Annotated in this window: 12 protein-coding genes; 6 read left to right on the top strand and 6 right to left on the bottom strand. The window is 32.3% G+C overall.

The annotated features are described in order from the left end of the window. The first annotated feature begins 16 nt into the window (after nt 1-16). The 6 genes from AB3G33_RS12720 (at nt 17) to AB3G33_RS12695 (ending at nt 4,652) form a co-directional block, all read left to right on the top strand. Nucleotides 17-943 carry an aspartate carbamoyltransferase catalytic subunit gene (locus tag AB3G33_RS12720; protein WP_367753252.1) on the top strand — a complete coding sequence of 309 codons (927 nt, stop codon included), beginning with the start codon at nt 17-19 and terminating at the stop codon, nt 941-943. Between the two features lie 53 nt (nt 944-996). After that, nucleotides 997-1,329, top strand: coding sequence for a ribonuclease Z (locus AB3G33_RS12715; protein WP_367753250.1), 333 nt, complete (start codon nt 997-999; stop codon nt 1,327-1,329). Nucleotides 1,330-1,384: 55 nt separating this feature from the next. Next, nucleotides 1,385-2,290: a ribonuclease Z gene (locus tag AB3G33_RS12710; protein WP_367770088.1), complete on the top strand. Its 906-nt coding sequence runs from the start codon at nt 1,385-1,387 to the stop codon at nt 2,288-2,290. Nucleotides 2,291-2,367: 77 nt separating this feature from the next. Next, nucleotides 2,368-3,012, top strand: a complete 645-nt coding sequence (gene pdxH / locus AB3G33_RS12705; protein ID WP_367770085.1) for a pyridoxamine 5'-phosphate oxidase — start codon at nt 2,368-2,370, stop codon at nt 3,010-3,012. Between the two features lie 161 nt (nt 3,013-3,173). Continuing rightward, nucleotides 3,174-3,677 carry a CAP domain-containing protein gene (locus AB3G33_RS12700; protein ID WP_367770082.1) on the top strand — a complete coding sequence of 168 codons (504 nt, stop codon included), beginning with the start codon at nt 3,174-3,176 and terminating at the stop codon, nt 3,675-3,677. Between the two features lie 471 nt (nt 3,678-4,148). Next, nucleotides 4,149-4,652 (top strand): CAP domain-containing protein, encoded by a 504-nt coding sequence (locus AB3G33_RS12695; RefSeq protein ID WP_367770080.1) that lies wholly within the window; start codon nt 4,149-4,151, stop codon nt 4,650-4,652. Between the two features lie 69 nt (nt 4,653-4,721). Here AB3G33_RS12695 and AB3G33_RS12690 read toward each other — a convergent pair whose 3' ends face one another. The 6 genes from AB3G33_RS12690 to AB3G33_RS12665 all read right to left on the bottom strand — a co-directional run bounded on the left by AB3G33_RS12690 (nt 4,722) and on the right by AB3G33_RS12665 (nt 19,279). Continuing rightward, nucleotides 4,722-6,659 carry an OmpA family protein gene (locus AB3G33_RS12690; protein WP_367770077.1) on the bottom strand — a complete coding sequence of 646 codons (1,938 nt, stop codon included), beginning with the start codon at nt 6,657-6,659 and terminating at the stop codon, nt 4,722-4,724. 59 nt (nt 6,660-6,718) lie between these two features. Continuing rightward, entirely contained in the window at nt 6,719-7,417 is a 699-nt protein-coding gene (locus AB3G33_RS12685) for a tol-pal system YbgF family protein (RefSeq protein ID WP_367753238.1), read from the bottom strand. A 19-nt stretch (nt 7,418-7,436) separates the two neighbouring features. Continuing rightward, nucleotides 7,437-7,844 carry a flagellar motor protein MotB gene (locus AB3G33_RS12680; protein WP_367753236.1) on the bottom strand — a complete coding sequence of 136 codons (408 nt, stop codon included), beginning with the start codon at nt 7,842-7,844 and terminating at the stop codon, nt 7,437-7,439. Nucleotides 7,845-7,856: 12 nt separating this feature from the next. Next, nucleotides 7,857-8,765: a type IX secretion system membrane protein PorP/SprF gene (locus AB3G33_RS12675; protein WP_367753234.1), complete on the bottom strand. Its 909-nt coding sequence runs from the start codon at nt 8,763-8,765 to the stop codon at nt 7,857-7,859. 62 nt (nt 8,766-8,827) lie between these two features. Continuing rightward, on the bottom strand, nt 8,828-16,381 hold the full coding sequence (locus tag AB3G33_RS12670) for a gliding motility-associated C-terminal domain-containing protein (RefSeq protein WP_367770074.1): 7,554 nt from the start codon (nt 16,379-16,381) through the stop codon (nt 8,828-8,830). A gap of 960 nt (nt 16,382-17,341) precedes the next feature. Further along, a complete protein-coding gene (locus AB3G33_RS12665) occupies nt 17,342-19,279 on the bottom strand; it encodes an OmpA family protein (RefSeq protein ID WP_367770072.1) in 1,938 nt (645 codons plus the stop codon). Between the last annotated feature and the right edge of the window lie 11 nt (nt 19,280-19,290).

Raw genomic sequence — 19,290 nt, 5'->3', positions numbered from 1 at the left:
TAATAATCGTAAAAGAATGAAAGAATTAAGCGTAAATCATTTACTAGGTATAAAATACATTAACAAGAATGATATTGACCTTATTTTTGAAACTGCCGATCATTTTAAAGAAGTAATTAATCGTCCAATAAAAAAAGTACCTTCTTTACGAGACATTACTATCGCTAATATTTTTTTCGAAAACAGTACCCGTACTAAACTTTCATTTGAATTAGCACAAAAAAGATTATCAGCTGATGTGATTAGTTTTTCGGCAGCTCAATCATCTGTTAAAAAAGGAGAAACCTTAATTGACACTGTAAATAATATACTTTCTATGAAAGTAGATATGGTAGTAATGAGGCATGCTAATCCTGGAGCTGCTTACTTTTTATCAAAAAATGTTAAAGCAAGTATTGTAAATGCAGGTGATGGAGCGCATGAACATCCAACTCAAGCTTTATTGGATAGTTATTCTATTAGAGAAAAATTAGGAGAAGTAGCTGGAAAAAAAGTGGTTATAGTGGGAGATATTTTACATTCTAGAGTAGCACTTTCTAATATATATGCCTTGCAAATGCAAGGTGCCGAAGTTAAAGTTTGTGGGCCAAAAACATTAATTCCTAGACATATTGAGTCTCTTGGGGTAACTGTAGAACCTAATCTTCGAAAAGCGCTAGAATGGTGTGATGTAGCAAATATGTTACGAGTGCAAAATGAACGTATGGATGTTAATTTTTTCCCGTCTACGCGAGAATATGCACAACAATACGGATTAGACAAAACCTTATTGGATTCTTTAAATAAGGAAATTGTAATTATGCATCCAGGTCCTATAAATAGAGGAGTAGAGATAACGTCAGAAGTTGCTGATTCACAACAATCGGTTATTTTAAACCAAGTTGAAAACGGTGTAGCAATCAGAATGGCTGTAATCTATCTTTTAGCATCAAAAATTCAGTAATTTAAAAAAACGGTAGTAACTTAGCTACTTCCTAATTTTGAAAATCAAAAGCAATGAAAGTAGATCAAAAAAAACACTCCGTAATAATAAAAGATACTCAAGGTGATTTTACTTCTTTTTTGATGAAAGTGACGCACCAATATAAAACATTTGAAAAAGATAATATTGTTATAGATCTTTTGTTTCATGACGATCTGTCTATTAATGAGATCAAACAGTTTATGCCTTTGTCTAAACAGCATAAAAAAGCAAAAAAATCTTTCGTTATTGTTGTTGCCGATTTTGATTATAATGCAATACCTGAAGAACTTCTTGTTGTTCCTTCATTATTAGAAGCACATGATATTATTGAAATGGAAGAGATTGAAAGAGATTTAGGGTTTTAAACCTTAAACTTTATTGACTTATTTAACCTTTTGCATTTAACCGAAAATTATAAAATTGAAACTAACAATTCTTGGTTGCTATGCAGCAACTCCACGAACATTTACCAATCCAACTTCTCAAATTTTAGAAATTAAAAACAGACTATTTCTTATAGACTGTGGTGAAGGAACTCAGGTACAACTTCGTAAAAACAAAATTAAATTTTCAAAAATCAACCACATTTTTATTTCCCATTTACATGGTGATCATTTTTTTGGTTTAATAGGTATAGTTTCAACGTTTACTTTGTTGGGTCGTACCACAGATCTTCATATTTATGGTCCCAAAGGGATTAAAGAAATTATTTTATTGCAATTGAGATTAGCTAATTCATGGACAAATTATAATTTATATTTTCATGAATTAGAATCAAATGAAAGCGAAGTGATTTTTGAAGATGAAAAAGTAATTGTTAAAACAATACCTCTAAAACACCGGATTTATACTAATGGTTTTTTATTTCAAGAGAAACCTGATAAAAGGAAGTTGAATATTGATACAGTTAAAAGTTTTGAAATTGAAGAATGTTATTACCAAAACATTAAAAATGGGAAAGATATCGTTTTAGATGATGGAAGAATAATTGAAAATAATAAATTAACATTTGATCCATTACCAACAAAAAATTATGCATTTTGTTCCGATACGGTTTATGATGAATCGATTGTTTCATTGATAAAGAATGTTGATGTTTTATACCATGAATCCACTTTTTTAGAATCGGAAGATACATTAGCAAGGAAAACAATGCACTCAACCGCAAAAGAAGCAGCAAGTATAGCGCTGAAAGCAAATGTAAAACAGTTAGTTTTGGGTCATTATTCAACCCGATACGAAAATATAAAGCTGTTTAAAGAAGAAGCGGAAACAATTTTCCCTGAAGTAGCATTAGCGGATGATGGAGTTGTTTTTAATTTCTAAAAATAAGTAGATCCTTTAATTAATAGTGTAATTGTAAAAGATGTTTTTGCAAAATTAAAATCTTAAAATTAAAAAAGATGAATGATTTAAGTAATTATAGAAAATCGTATGAAAAGAGTGAGTTATTGGAATCAAATATCCCTGAAGATCCAATAAATTTATTTAACAGATGGTTTCACGAAGTAGAAGAATTTGATAGTGGGGAAGAGGTTAATGCAATGACAATTGCTACAATTGGCTTAGATGGGTTTCCAAAATCAAGAGTAGTACTGCTTAAAAAATTTTCTGAAGAAGGTTTTGTGTTTTATACCAATTACAATTCAGAGAAAGGGAAAGCAATTGCCAATAACCCTAATATTTGTCTTTCTTTTTTTTGGCATGGTTTAGAACGCCAAGTAATTATTAAAGGAATTGCTCAAAAGACATCAGCAATTGTGTCCGATAATTATTTTGATTCAAGACCTGACGGAAGTAAACTAGGAGCTATAGTTTCGAATCAAAGTGAAGTTGTTCCTTCTCGAGTTTTCTTAGAAGACAATTTGAAAGATTTGGAAAAAGAATATGAAAGTATGGTTATCCCAAGACCAGAACATTGGGGTGGTTTTTTAGTTGTTCCTTTAGAAGTTGAATTTTGGCAGGGGAGGGCTAATAGATTGCATGATAGGATCAGGTACAAATACCAAGATGATTATACTTGGAAAATTGAAAGGTTATCTCCATAATGTAAGAAAAAGATTAAAATAAAAATAAAAACATGTAGTTCATCGATATTATTGGTAGTTTAACTTAAAAAGTATGTAAGTTTGAAAAGAATTAGAACACATACGAAATTATCTTAAAGAAGTTTGCCCCACAATCTACTTTAAACTTAAACTACTATATTATGAAAAGAAATCTACTTAGTCTATTATTGTTATTAGCTGTAATATTCACAATGAACTCTTGTTCCTCTAATGCATCTGAAGCTACTCCTGTTGAAGCTAAATCTGAAGTAGTAGTTAATTATACTTACACCGCATCAGAAATTGAAGCAATGGATTTAATAAACGAATACCGTGTAAGTGTTGGTTTAAATCCTTTAGAAAAAATTAATCATATTTCTTATAAATCTGAGGAACATGATAAATACATGATAACAAATAATGTTGTAAATCATGATGATTTTGTAGCTCGTTCAGAAAATATCATAAAAGTATTAGGTGCTAAAACTGTAGGTGAAAATATTGCATATAATTATAATAGCCCACAAGCCGCCGTTACTGCTTGGTTAAATAGTCCTTCGCATAAAGAAAATATAGAAGGAAACTTTACTCATTTTGGAATATCAATTAGAGAAAATCCTACAACTGGAAAAAAATATTACACTAATATTTTTGCAAAAATATAATTTAAGTTAGTTTTGTTTTACATTAAAGAAAGGTGTCTTGTTAAAGGCACCTTTCTTTGTGTTTTAAATGTTTCCTTTTCCTTTTTAAATAGATTATATTATTCTAGGACATAAAATACATTTATAGTTCATTTTAATCATATATAATGATTTTCTATAAGAGTTTATAAAGTCATTAATTTTCTTCAATATTAATTCTATTTATTTTTATTAATGTCTATATTTAGTTTTTAGAGCGTAATTTTTCAATAAATTTTGGTGTATTATGTTGCTGTTTATTTTAGTTTTTATTAACTAAAATAATTTAATTGTAGGAAAAAGATTAATATTAAAAACAAAAGATGTAGTTCATCGATAAAAATTGGTAGTTTAACGTAAATGTATCTATATTTGAAAAAGAATTAGAACGCATACAAAATTGTCTTAAAGAAGTTTGCCCCACAATCTACTTTAAACTTAAACTACTAAATTATGAAAAGAAATTTACTTCACGTATTAATGTTAATAACAGTAATATTTACTTTGAACTCTTGTTCTTCTAATAGTTCTGAAGCTAATCCAGTTGAAGCTAAATCAGAAGTAGTAGTTAATTATACTTACACCGCATCAGAAATTGAAGCAATGGATTTAATAAACGAATACCGTGTAAGTGTTGGTTTAAATCCTTTAGAAAAAATCAACCATATTTCTTATAAATCTGAAGAGCATGATAAATACATGATAACAAATAATGTAGTAAATCATGATGATTTTGTAGCTCGTTCAGAAAATATCATAAAGGTATTAGGTGCTAAAACTGTAGGTGAAAATATTGCATATAATTATAATAGCCCACAAGCCGCTGTTACTGCATGGTTAAATAGTCCAGCACATAAAGATAATATTGAAGGTAATTTTACTCATTTTGGAATATCAATTAGAGAAAACCCTACAACTGGAAAAAAATATTACACTAATATATTTGCAAAAATTTAAATCGAGTTAGTTTTTTTTTATTAAAAAAGAGTGTCTATTAAAGACACTCTTTTTTAAGTTTATAGATTTTTATAATTCAGTGACAATAAATTCACTACGTCTATTAAGTTGATGTTCTTCTTCCGTACAATCTACACCATCTGAACATTGATTAACAAGTTGGTTTTCACCATATCCTTTCCCAATTAATCGATTTTTATTGACACCATTTTTAATTAGCCAGTTTATTGTAGATTTTGCTCTTCGATCCGATAAAGCTTCGTTGTATTTGGATGATCCACGACTATCAGTATGTGAACGGATATCTAATTTCATTTTTGGATATTGGTCCATTACATCTAATATTTTTTCTAAATCTAGCGCTGCTTCTATTCGAATGTCGGATTTGTCAAAATCGAAATAAATCATTTTTATACCAAAACATTTTCCTAAATCATCACCAACAGCCACTTTGCAAGTTGCTTTTTCTAATGCAAATGGGAGATGTGTTTTTCCATTTTCTTTAAGAATTGTAATTATTTGTTCTTTTGTGGTATAGTCTTCTTTTGCAGCTCTTACACTATATCTTTTACCACATTCTACTGGTATCGAATAGTTCCCTTTTTCGTCAGATGTAGTTGTACCAATAGTATTTAACTTGTCATCTAATATGGTTATTGTTGTATTTTCGAGCATTTCCCCAGTAGAAATATCAGTTATTTCGCCGTATAATAATTGTTCACAAGTTAATCTTCTTGTTTCTAAAAATTTATAAATGTCATCATATCCTTGTCCTCCGTCTCTATTAGAGGAAAAAAAGCCTCTTCTTGATTTAGTATCAATTAAATATGCAAAATCATCTTTTGAGGAATTGACATCAGCACCAACATTTTGTACTTCGTTGAAAGTACCATCGTCATTCATTTTAGATACAAACACATCCAAACCTCCTAGCCCTGGATGCCCATTTGAAGCGAAATAGAGCTCATTTTCATCAGTAAAGAAAGGAAATGTCTCTTTACCTTCGGTATTAATTGTGCTACCTAAATTTACCGGATTTCCAAAGGTTCCGTCCTCTTTAATAGCTACTTTAAATAAATCAGATTGTCCTAAGGTTCCAGGCATATCAGATGCAAAATATAATGTTTTCTCGTCAGGACTTAATGCAGGATGTGCTGTACTGTAGTTATTGCTATCGAAAGGCAGTTCAGTTATGTTAATCCATTGATCATTCTCGAAATTTGCTTTGTATATTTTAATTAAAGTAATGTTATTGCCATCTTTTCCTTTTTTTCCATCAAGAAAATTATTTCTTGTAAAATACATGGTTTTTCCATCTTTTGTAAATGTAGGGGTGGACTCATGAAATCTGGATTTTAAGCTTTTATTGAATTTCTCAACTCCACCAGGTGCCATATCATCTCCTAGGTTTGACGCATATAAGTTGGTAAAAAATTGATCGGTCCATGAATGTTTTCTATGTCCTAAACTTCCTGTATCTCTAGCTGAAGCAAATACAATTTTATTTAGATAAATAGCAGTTCCATAATCAGAATATTGAGAATTGATACCTGCATCTTCTACTTTAAATCTTCCTGAATTTTCTTTTATTTTATCTAAAAAATTCTCGTTGTTTTTAAAAATCTGCCCTCGAGTATCATTAGCAGAAAGTTGATTGAATTTTTCAAACATTTCATTGGCCTTGTCGTTTGCACCGATGGATCTTAGTGACTGTGAATAGCGAAAATAATATTCAGGTTCAACATCAGAAGTCATGGCAAATAATTCTCCATACCATTTTGCAGCCTCATCGTACTGGGCATTATAGTAGTAGGAGTTTCCTAATTTCTGAAACATATCAGCCGACTTGTATCCCTTTTCCGCAACCCTTTTATAGGTTTTTATAGCATCAATATAGGCATAGCTATCATATTTTTTTTCGGCTGAGGAAACCCTTGCCTTCTGAGCAAAACAGTTAGATGAAAAAACACTTACTATTGTTATAAAAAGGAGTATACTATTTTTCATAATGATTGTTTTTAGAGTAATCTTGGTGTTAACTTTTTTTGATCGATTTTTAAATACTATTATCTGGTGTTTTTTTCAGATAATTCATTGAATTTTTCAAGCATCTCATTGGCTTTATCATTTTTGCCGATGGACCTCAGTGACTGGGAGTAACGGTAATAGTACTCAGGTTCTAAATCAGATGTTAAAGTCAATAAATCACTATAACACTGTGCTGCCTTTTCCATTTCTGAATTATAGTAATAAGCATTTCCTAGTTTACTACATATTTCTATAGATTTGTACCCTTTATCCGCTACCCTTTGATATGTTTTTATCATATATACGTATGCAAAGTCATTGTGTTTATCAGTTGATTTTGGTTTTATAATAGGATCAGTAGTAATAACAGGCTTAGTCGTTTCAATTACTTTATTTTTTGGATAAGTAATTTCAGTTATTTTTTTTTCAGGTTGGGTTATTTCAATTGTCTTTTTTTCATATTTTGGTGTTACAACTCTAGTATTGTTCGGTCCTAAATCATAGCTGTTTACTAAACTCGAGTCGGATACATTATAAGTAGTTGTATAACCTCCAAATTTCATATTAATATTTTCCTCAACATGATATAATTTTACATTTTTAGTTATCTTATTTTGCATTTTTGTATTTGTAGTATCCATAATTTTATCTGTTACATTAGCTTTATTTGCTTGGGCTAAACAGTTAAATAAAAACACACTTCCAATTACTATATATAGAGTGGTATAAATTTTCATAATAATTGGCTTTAGAGGGTCATTGATTAACTTTCATTTGTTTGTTATATTCAAGCATCATTTCGGGTTTTTGACATAATTTATCTAAGATTTCATTCGCTTTATCATTTTGTCCTATAAAATTTAAAGATTGAGCATAATGGTAATAATATTCAGGTTCTAAGTCTGATGTCATAATAAATAATTCGCCATAGTATTTAGCTGCTTTTTCGAGCTCATTATTAGAATAATAAGAGTTTCCTAGTTTTTGAAATAGATCTATCGATTTATAACCTTTTTGAGCAACTCTTTCATATGTTTTTATAACATTTACATATACATATTCCACTTTTATTATTTTCGTATTTGCAATTATTTTCTTTTGTGAATAAGTATTGAATGAAAAAATACTTATAATTAAGATATAGAATTTAATTTGTTTTTTCATTTTTTTGGATTTTTAGAAAAATCTTGGAGTTGTCATTTTTTTATTGTTTTTAAATAACTCATATCTCAAGAATACTTCATGTGAGCCCGAATTATAATTGTCTAAATTTGTTGTTTCCCAATCGTATCCATAACCTATATATAAACCTTCGGATACTTGAAATCCTGCCATAGCACTTAAAGCTGCACTCCATCTATAGGCTATACCTAGAACAAACTTTTCATTTATCATAAAATTCCCTGATAAATCTACTTGTAACGGAGCTCCTTTTACCATTTTAGTCATAAATGCAGGTTTAAATTTTAGATCACTAGTTAGATCGAATACATATCCACCTATCAAGTAATAATTAATTTGCTCTTTGAATATAGCAACTTCATTATCATCATAACGATTGGTTTCTATGAAATTAGGAACCGATAGCCCCAAATAGGCTCTATCAGAATGGAGATAAATACCGGCACCAATATTTGGAGAAAATTTATTATTATAATCGTGCAAGCTAGGGTCATCATCTACAGGGTTTAAACGAGATACATCTAGATCAAATAAATTTGCGGTAGCTTTTATACCAAAAGAGAGTTTTACTGATTCAGTTGTTGGAATGGTATACGATAAATCAGCAGAAATTGTGTTTTCATGTGTAGGTCCAATTTTATCATTAATTATAGATATACCTAAACCTAACTTACTATTATTTATAGGTGTATTTATAGATATTGCATTTGTAACTGGTGCACCATCAAGCCCTACCCATTGTGCCCGATGTAAACCAAAAATACTCAGAGCACCCCTTGATCCAGCATAAGCAGGATTAATGTTGATTGTGTTATACATATATTGAGTAAATTGTGCATCTTGTTGTGCAAAACTTACAACTCCAGTAAACAGCAAAGCGAATAATAGTACTAATGTCTTCATTTGATTTAGTGTTTTATACCTGAGGGATGCTAGCCCTCAGGAGTTATATATTTGAGTTATATTTATCTGGTAAGGTATAGATACCCATCTTTTTTATTGACTTGAACACCACCATTACCATCAATAGAAGAGTAGCTCAGGATGTAATAATAAGTTCCTGTAGGTAATCCTGATGACTGGCTAATTGTTGTACGACCTTCTGAAAAACCTTTAAAGACTCTATTCACATTGTCATAATTTCTTGTTTCAAAAACTAAGATTCCCCAACGATTATAGATTTCTACCGTATTATCAGGATAACAAAGAGTATCATCAATATTGTCGATGATAAAGAGTTCATTTATACCATCACCATTAGGAGAAAACGCATTATGAACAGTGATACTTCCACAACCTAAGACTATTGCAGCCTCCACAACTACAGTATCTGACGCACTTATTGAAGACTCATTTGGAGTGAAACCAGTTGCATTAGCTACATTGGTAACTGATCCAGTTTCTCTGTCATTTTGTGTTACTGTATAATTTTGATTAAATTCTTGAGTTTCACCAGGACCTAATAATTCAATAATTGTATCCAAACTAGTTAGTGGATCTGTGACAGTTATTTGATGAAGTGTTACATTTCCAGTGTTTTTTACTTGAATAGTATAATTGATTATATCACCAACCGAACTATAAAATTCAGTATTTGACGTTTTTATAACTGTTAAACTAGGATTTTGAATTAAAGTTGTAATGGTTGGAGTATCATTCTCTATAGTTGTCCCAGAGATATCCCTCACATCATTTCCTTTAGGATCTTGACCCACAGCTAAAGCGGAATTAGTTACATGTCCTAAATTAATATCAGTTTGTGTAATAATATACGTTCCAGTTATTGTACTATTAGTAACTCCAGGTGCAAGTGCACTTATTATACTATTTGTAAATGTTAATCCAATTAATGGTTCTGTAATATCCGTGATAATAATATTTGTTATCGTTGCATTACCAGTATTTGTAACTGCGAATGTATAAGTAATAACATCACCAACAGCACCAGCGCCTCCTATAACTGCAGTTTTGACTAAAGCAATACTATTTGTAGAACAAATTGGAATTACATTTGGTTCATCATTAGTAGCTAAATCACCAGATTGGTCAGTTATTATTGTTGCATTAGGTGCAGTACCGTTTACAGAAGCCTGATTAGTGATACTACCCGTATCAATATCAGTTTGGGTTACAGTATAAGTTGCTTTATAAATCCAATTCTCAGTAACTTCTAATATATTGTTATTATTACTATCACCACTTTGCAAAACAATAGCTGATATGCCTGAATGCAAATCAATAACGCCTATATCATGTAAACTTACATTACCAAAATTTGTCACGCTAAAGGTATAAGTAACCACATCACCAACTTTTAGAGTAGCACATCCATTTGGTCCCACTTCAACATCATTACTTTTTACTATTGCAATTTTAGCTGTAGTACAAATAGGAATTACATTTGGTTCATCATTAGTAGTAGAATCACCAGATTGGTCCATTACTACTGTGGCATTAGGTGCAGTACCATTAACGGAAGCTTGATTAGTTATACTACCAGTATCGATATCGCTTTGATCAACAGTATAGGTAGCTGTATAAATCCAATTTTCATTAACTTCTAAAATACTGTTACTATTGCTATCACCACTTTGCAATACAATTGTTGATAGATCAATATGAGGGTCAAGAACAGCCACATCATGTAAACTTACATTACCAAGATTAGTCACGGTAAAAGTATAAGTTACAACATCACCAACTTTTAAATCGGCACATCCATTAGGTCCAACTTCAATATTGTTGGATTTTACAATGACAATTTTAGCAGTTGTGCAAATAGGAATGACATTTGGTTCATCATTAGTTGTTGAATTCCCAGATTGGTCAGTTACTTCTGTTTCTTTAGGTGTAGTACCATTAACAAAAGCTTGATTAGTAATACTACCAGTATCGATATCGGTTTGAGTAACGGTATAGGTTGCTTTATAAATCCAATTTTCTGTAACTTCTAAAATACTGTTATTATTACTATCACCACTTTGTAGCGCAATTGTTGATAAACCGGCATGATTGTCAAGAACTACTATGTCATGTAAACTTACATTACCAAGATTAACTACGCTAAAAGTATAAGTTACCACATCACCAACTTTTAAATCAGCACATCCATTAGGGCCAACTTCAATATCATTTGTTTTTACTAAGGCAATTTTAGCTGTTGTACAAATAGGAATGACATTTGGCTCATCATTAGTTGTTGAATTCCCGGATGGATCAGATACCAATGTAGAATCAGATGCAGTTGCATTAACTGTAGCTTGATTAGTAATACTGCCATTATCAATATCAATCTGCGTTACGGTATATGTTGCTTCATAAATCCAATTCTCACTAACTTCTAATATACTATTATTATTACTATCACCACTTTGTAGTGTAATAGTTGATAAACCTATATGAGAGTCAATAACAACTACATCATGTAAACTTGAATTACCAAGATTAGTGACGGTAAAAGTATAAGTTACAACATCACCAACTTTTAAATCAGCGCATCCATTAGGACCAACTGTAATATCATTTGTTTTCACTAAAGCGATTGAACAAGAGTTTATAGTCAATACAACGGCAGTACGAGTCAAGCTAGAACAAGTTCCGTTAGAAGCTTCTGCATAATAAGTTACTGTTCCTAAACCTATTTGAGTAGGAGTTGTCACCACATTTCCTGCAATGGCTGCATCGTACCAAGTAATGGTACCTCCAGTAGCTGTAGCAGTTAAAGTTTGAGTTTGTGAACCATCGCTACAAACTGTTTGATTGTTTGCAGCTGGTGCATTAGGTGCAGCATTAATTGTTAATACAACGGGAGTACGAGTCAAACTTGAGCAAGTTCCGTTAGAAGCTTCTGCATAATAAGTTATTGTTCCTATACCTACTTGGGTAGGAGTTGTTACCACATTTCCAGCGGTTGCTGCATCATACCAAGTAATAGTTCCACCAGTTGCCGTAGCTGTCAAAGTTTGAGTTGTTGAACCATTGGTACAAATCGTTTGATTACTTGCAATAGGAGCACTAGGCGCAGCATTAATTTTTAATACAACGGGAGTACGAGTCAAACTGGAACAAGTTCCATTTGAAGCTTCTGCATAATAAGTTATTGTTCCTATACCTACTTGGGTAGGAGTTGTTACCTCATTTCCAGCGGTTGCTGCATCATACCAAGTAATAGTTCCACCAGTTGCCGTAGCGGTTAAAGTTTGAGATGGAGATCCATCAGTACAAACGGTTTGATTACTTGCAACCGGAGCGGTTGGTGCAGGATTAATAGTTAATATAACAGGGGTACGAGTTAAACTTGAACAGGTACCATTTGATGCTTCGGCATAATAGGTTTTAGTTCCTACACCCATTTGGATAGGAGTGGTTACAACATTTCCAGCAGTAGCAGCATCATACCAAGTTATAGTTCCTCCAGTGGCTGTAGCTGTCAAAGTTTGAGTTTGTAAGCCATTGGTACAAACGGTTTGATTTCTTGCAACTGGTGCATTTGGTGCAGGATTAATAGTTAATACAACTGCAGTGCGAGTTAAACTAGAACACGTACCGTTTGAAGCCTGTGCATAATATGTACTTGTACCTACACCGACCTGAGTAGGAGAGTTAACAACATTACCAGCAGTGGCTGCGTCATACCAAGTTATAATTCCTCCAGATGCTGTAGCTGTTAATGTCTGAGTTGGAGAGCCATTAGTACAAATAGTTTGATTAGTTGCGGATGGTGGAATTGACCCATCATTAATTGTTAAAATAACAGCAGTACGAGTCAAACTAGAACAAGTACCATTTGAAGCTTCGGCATAATATGTACTTGTACCTATACCCACTTGAATAGGAGAAGGTACTACATTTCCAGCAGTAACTGCATCATACCAAGTAATAGTTCCTCCAGATGCTGTAGCAGTTAAAGTTTGTGTTAGAGATCCATTGGTACAAACAGTTTGGTTACTTGCAACTGGGGCATTTGGCGCAGGGTTGATTGTTAATACAACGGGAGTACGAGTTAGGCTAGAACAAGTTCCATTTGAAGCTTCGGCGTAATAGGTTGTAGTTCCTATACCCACTTGAGTAGGAGAAGGTACTACATTTCCAGCAGTAGCTGCATCATACCAAGTTACAGTTCCACCAGTTGCTGTAGCAGTTAAAGTTTGTGTTAGAGATCCATTGGTACAAACAGTTTGGTTACTTGTAACTGGCGCATTTGGCGCAGGATTAATAGTTAATATAACAGGGGTACGAGTCAAACTAGAACAAGTACCATTTGACGCTTGCGCGTAATAGGTTTTAGTTCCTATACCTATTTGAGTAGGAGAGGCTACAATATTTCCAGCTGTTGCCGCATCATACCAAGTGATAATTCCCCCAGTTGCTGTAGCGGTTAAAGTTTGAGTTGGTGATCCATTGGTACAAACGGTTTGGTTGCTGGAAATAGGTGCATTTGGTGCAGAATTAATAGTTAAAATAACGGTAGTACGAGTCAAACTAGAACAAGTACCGTTTGAAGCCTGTGCATAATATGTACTTGTACCTACACCAACCTGAGTAGGAGAGGCCATTATATTTCCAGCAGTCGCTGCATCATACCAAGTAATAGTTCCTCCAGTTGCTGTAGCAGTTAAAGTTTGAGTGGGAGATCCATTGGTACAAACGGTTTGATTGCTCGCTTCTGGTGCATTTGGTGCAGGATTAATAGTTAATATAACCGCAGTACGAGTCAAACTGGAGCAGGTACCATTTGAAGCTTCGGCGTAATAAGTTTTTGTTCCTACACCTATTTGAGTAGGTGAGGGTACTATATTTCCAGCTGTAGCTGCATCATACCAAGTTATAGTTCCACCAGTTGCTGTAGCAGTCAAAGTTTGAGTTGGAGATCCATTTGTACAAACAGTTTGGTTGCTTGCAACTGGTGCATTTGGTGCAGGATTAATAGTTAATATGACCTGAGTACGAGTTAGGCTAGAACAAGTTCCGTTAGAAGCTTCGGCATAATAAGTTTTCGTTCCTACACCTACTTGAGTTGGAGTAGTTATACTATTTCCAGCAGTTGCTGCATCATACCAAGTTATAGTTCCACCTGTAGCTGTGGCAGTTAATGTTTGAGTTGGAGATCCATTGGTACAAACGGTTTGATTACTTGCAATTGGAGTACTAGGTGCAGGATTAATAGTCAAAATAACAGCAGTACGAGTCAAACTGGAACAAGTCCCATTAGAAGATTCTGCGTAATAGGTTGTAGTACCTACACCTATTTGAGTAGGAGAGGACACTATATTTCCAGCAGTAGCTGCATCATACCAAGTGATAGTTCCACCTGTAGCTGTAGCAGTTAAAGTTTGTGTTGGTGATCCATTGGTACAAACGGTTTGGTTGCTTGCAACTGGTGCACTTGGTGCGGGATTAATAGTTAATATGACCAGAGTTCGAGTTAGACTAGAACAAATTCCGTTTGAAGCTTCGGCGTAATAGGTTTTAGTTCCTACACCCACTTGTGTTGGAGTAGTTATAATATTACCAGCGGTAGCTGCATCGTACCAAGTAATAGTTCCACCAGTTGCTGTAGCAGTTAAAGTTTGTGTAGGAGATCCATTGGTACAAACGGTTTGATTGCTTGCAATTGGTGCATTTGGTGCAGGATTAATAGTTAAAATAACAGCAGTACGAGTCAAACTGGAACAAGTCCCATTAGAAGATTCTGCGTAATAGGTTTTAGTTCCCACACCTACTTGAGTAGGAGAGGCAACTACATTTCCGGCAGTAGCTGCATCATACCAGGTAATAGTTCCACCAGTTGCTGTAGCAGTTAAAGTTTGAGATGGAGATCCATTGGTACATACAGTTTGATTGCTTGCAGCTGGCGAGTTAGGTGCTACATTAATAGTTAAAACAACAGCAGTGCGAGTCAAACTAGAACAAGTTCCGTCTGAAGCTTCTGCATAATAGGTTTTAGTTCCCACACCCACTTGAGTAGGAGAGGCGACCACATTTCCAGTAGTAGCAGCATCGTACCAAGTAATAGTTCCCCCAGTTGCTGTAGCAGTTAAAGTTTGTGTAGGAGATCCATTGGTACATACAGTCTGGTTACTTGCGGATGGTGCATTTTGTGCAGGATTAATAGTTAAAATAACAATAGTACGAGTCAAACTAGAACATGTTCCATTAGAAGCTTCTGCATAATAGGTTTTAGATCCCACACCTACTTGAGTAGGAGAGGCGACTACATTACCACCAGTAGCAGCATCATACCAGGTGATAGTTCCACCCGTTGCAGTAGCGGTTAATGTTTGAGTTGGTGATCCATTTGTACATACCGTTTGATTACTTGCAGATGGTGCACTTGGTATAGTATTTATAGTTAATACAACTGGAGTGCGGGTTAAACTAGGACAAGTTCCGTTAGAAGCTTGTGCATAATAGGTTTTAGTTCCTACACCTACCTGAGTAGGCGTTGCTACGACATTTCCAGCAGTTGCCGCATCATACCAAGTGATGGTCCCTCCAGTTGCTGTTGCGGTTAAAGTTTGAGTCGGTGATCCATTGGAACAAACAGTTTGATTGCTTGCGGTTGGTGCGTTAGGAGAAGGATTAACCGTTATTGTAGCTTCACTTGTAGTGATATCATTTCCAGCACATAAGCCTGTATTAGAAAAAAGTGCTCTAAATTTTGTTGTTGCAGTTAAATTAGTTGCAGTATAGGTTAATGATGTATTTGCTATGTCAGTCCAAGTAGTAAAAGGACTAACTGATGATTGCCATTTAGTAATAGTAGAACTACCAGTAATCCCTGTAACATTTAAAAGACTACTATTTATTCCTGAACAAACAGTTGAACTTGGTTCAACGGAACCTTTCAATGGTATACCAAATGTAAGAGCAGTGTTAATACATCTACTTGAAGAAGGAGAGTTCCCGCTAACAGAAGCTAATTTAGTAATTTTAATAAAACCGGGATTTAATGGATCACAGATATTAATACCAATACTTCCAAATGGAATATTAAATTCTAAAAATTCACCACCACCAGCACTACAACCCACTGCACTCCCATTTTTAGCAGCAAGGCCATTATTAACTAAAAGGGGAGTTAATGTACTTCCATTGCCAGAATATAAATTAAATGTAGAAGCATTGGAATTTATTTCAATAATATACTCGGCACCAGCTACAGATAATGCTCCACCAAAAGTGTCTGATGTTAACCCTGTAATAGGATTGTTATCTGTATCTAAATACATTCGAAAAAGTGCAGCTCCACCATTACCAATATTCATTCCTAATCTTAATACTTGAGTTATAGTATTAACTTTTGCGTGAATAGTTCCAATTTGACAAGTTGAGGATGCATTAACCGATAATTGTTGGCTAAAAAAGATTCCAGTTGCATACTCATCTCCAGGAGTGTTAGGAGCTGGGCAATAGTCACCATCAAATGTGTCTTGAGCATAAATATTTGTAATTGATGCAAATAAACTTAATAAAATAATGATAAATAATTTTGTCGAAAGTGTAAAGTTAGTTTTCATATTGATTTGTTTTAAATCGTTAGAAAGTGTGAGTATTTTAAATATTGAAACTCATATTTTTTTATGAATTATTGCGTATTCAAAGTTTATATTTATTAAAAATGACTATTTTGAATAAATTAACGAAAGTGGGTATTATGCTTTTTGTATAAAAACGATAGGAATTATAAAAATTGAGTTTTATTTATGATAAATTATCAATTGATGCTCAGTTTTAAGTATTACTAATTAATTGATTTCTACTTTTTCAAGTATTTTAATCATTAAATTAATTTACTATTTTTAAAAAAGAGTAAATTGTATAAGGTGGTATTTTTAAGATATTTCAATTTTTTTTAAATTTTAAAACCTAAGTAAAATAAATTTTTAAAAATTGAGATAAATTCAAATTTTTAAAATAAAAAATTTCTTATTGGGGATTAAGAATTTTTTAAAAGGATTATTATTTAATTAAAAGTTTTAATAGAATAATGTTTAATATTTTAAAGTTCACTTTTTGAATCAACAATAATTCAAAACTTCAAGTTCAAATGCATTTTGCATTAATTTAAATCTAAAGGAATTTCTTTTTTGGGGTTAAAAAATCCTTCATGACAGTTTACCTTTCTCATTTTTACTTATTAAAAATGAAAACCTTTTTATTTATAATTAAAGTTATAAATAATTTGTGGTATTGTTTAATTTTTTCCGTAAAAAACCTAATTAGTCGTTGAAATGTGTTTTTTGATGTAAATCTATCAAAAAATTAATTGATAATATTTAATTTTTTAGGTTAGTTTTAGTAATATAAGTATTTATATTTCAAGTAATTAACATTTTTTTTACATTATAATTCTTTCAATTCAATGCATTTTGGGTTAAAATTTAAATAATGGTAAGAATTAAATTATTGCTTGGTATAAAAACGAAAAAACCTCGAAGCTATAACTTTCGAGGTTCGGTTTTATTTTTTTTTGTGTATTATAATGCAGTAATAATGAATTCACTACGTCTATTCATTTGGTGTTCTTCTTCGGTACATTTTACTCCATCGGAACATTTGTTTACCAATTGAGTTTCTCCATATCCTTTACCAGTAAGTCTACTAGAATCAATTCCATTTTTTATTAACCAATTTATAGTAGATTTTGATCTCCTATCTGATAAGGCTTCGTTATATTTAAAAGTTTGTCTACTATCAGTATGGGAACGAATGTCTAATTTCATTGTAGGGTTTTGTCTAAGTACATCTAGAATTTTTTCTAAATCTAAAGCTGCCTCAACTCTAATATTGGATTTATCTAAGTCAAAATAAATCATTTTTATGCCAAAACATTTTCCTAAATCATCACCTATAGTTACTTTACATTCTGCTTTTTCTAAAGGGATTGGTAAGTTTGTTCTACCGTTTTCATTAGAAATTTTAATTTTCAACTCATTAGTTGCATATTCTTCTTTTTGTGCTCTTACATTATAGGTTTTATCACAATCAACAGAAAATAAATAGTCCCCTTTTTCATCAGAAATAACTTCGCTAATTAGATTAAATTGATTGTCAAATAAACTGACTTTTGAATTAGGAAGGGCTTCAGAAGTTACTAAATCAGTAATTTTTCCATATAATTCTTGGGTACATGCTAATTTTCTTAATTCTAAGAACTTATAAATATCGTCATATCCTGGACCTCCATCTCTATTTGAAGAAAAGTAACCTTTTCTTGAATTAGTATCAATCCAATAAGCAAAATCATCCTTTGAAGAGTTTACATCTGACCCTACATTTTGTACTTCAGTAAATGAGCCATCTAAATTTATTTTTGAAACAAAAATATCTAATCCTCCTAATCCTGGATGACCGTCTGATGCAAAATAAATTTCATTTTCATCATTTATAAAAGGAAAGGTTTCACGGCCCTCAGTGTTTATTGTTTTTCCTAAGTTTTCTGGAGTAGAATAAGTTCCATCTTCATTAATTTCTACTTTAAATAAATCAGACTGACCAATCGTTCCTGGCATATCAGAAGCAAAATATAACGTTTTTTCATCTGGGCTTAATGCAGGGTGTGCAGTACTGTAACTATCACTATTAAATGGTAATTCGATTATATTGGACCATTTGTTATTATCTAATACCGCTTTATATATTTTTATGAGTGTAATTTGTTTACCATCTTTTCCTTTTTTTCCATCTAGAAAATTATTTCTAGTGAAATACATCGTTTTTCCATCTTTAGTAAATGCAGGAGTGGATTCATTAAATTTTGAATTTACATTTTCATCAAATTTACTTGGAATTCCAGGGTTCATGTCTTTATCAACATCTGTAGCATACAGATTTGTAAAATATTGATTAGTCCAAGTATGTTTACGTTTACTTATACTTCCAGTATCTCTAGCCGAAGTGAAAATAATTTTGTCTAGATATTTTGTTGTACCGTAATCTGAATATTGAGAATTTATTCCAGCATCTTCCACTTTATATCTTCCTGAATTTGCCTTAATAGCGTCAAGATAATTTTCGTTTTTTACAAATAACTTACCTCTTGAATCATTCCCTGAAATCTGATTAAATTTTTCTAAAATTTCATTTGCTTTATCATTCTCACCAATTGATCTTAATGATTGAGAATAGCGGTAATAATATTTTGGTTCTAAATCAGATGTCATCGCAAATAGTTCGGTATACCATTTAGCAGCATTACTTAGTTCTCCATTAAAGTAATAAGCATTTCCTAACTTTTGAAACATATCAATAGATTTGTATCCTTTTTCAGCTACTCTTTCATATGTTTTTATAGCATCTATGTAGGCAAAGTTTTCATATTTTTTATCTGCGGCTTTTAATTCCACTTTTTGTGAATAACCGTTGAAAGAAAAAATACTTATTAATGATAGGTAAAGGATTATATAGTTTTTCATAATATAAATAT

The sequence above is a fragment of the Flavobacterium sp. WC2421 genome (assembly GCF_040822115.1).
Taxonomy (GTDB): Bacteria; Bacteroidota; Bacteroidia; order Flavobacteriales; family Flavobacteriaceae; genus Flavobacterium.
Note: the sequence above shows the minus strand (reverse complement) of the source record. Positions and strands in the feature narration are given on the sequence as shown.